Genomic DNA, 672 nt, shown 5'->3' on the forward strand with positions numbered 1-672 from the left:
GGGCGAGGCCTGCCTCACCTGGTCCCGGAGTTCCGACTCGGGACCGAGGGCGGTTCCATGGCGGGTGCGATAGATCATCTCCGGCGCGATCTCCGTTTGCGCCGCGACGCGCGGTGCGAGAGCCTCGGTGACCCCTCGACCCGCCCCCTCGAGCGCAAGTCCCGTGGCATACGTTTCCGCCGCCTCCTTCACGGGGTGGTCGGAGCCGAAGCCGAGCGCCGTCTTCGCACCCTCCCACGCCCCTGTCGCCGCAGCGTCGGAAACGAGGGTGCGCACCACGGTGGGCCCCGCGCCGGACACTGACGCCAGCGGAGCGGCTGCGCCGACATAGGTCATCGGGTGGACCCCTCCGTTCTCCTCCGCGGCGTGCCGTGACCAGTACTCGACGGTTCCGGGTTTCGACGGATGCACGTAGCCCTCCGCGTAGCGGTTGCCGTCCTTGTCCCATCTGTTCCCCTGGGAATCGCGCCAGAATCCCTTCTGATCGAACGTGTGCCCACCCGAAGCGAACTCGGCCGCGGGTCCGTGCTGCCATGCATGTACCCCATGGACTTCGTCCGACACCCACTGCACCGGGTGCGCATCGGCCACCTGATCCTCCACCCACTGCACCGGATGCGCGTCGGCCACCTGGCCTTTCACCCATTGCCAACCCGCCTCGAGGCGAGCGGC

General features: G+C 69.2%; 1 protein-coding gene. It reads right to left on the reverse strand.

Annotated features, from left to right (window positions below):
- The coding region (locus AC4FQ5_RS19780; RefSeq protein ID WP_491146297.1) for a hypothetical protein at nucleotides 1-672 on the reverse strand (672 nt) is incomplete at both ends.

It is taken from the genome of Chryseobacterium sp. DT-167 (genome assembly GCF_058310155.1).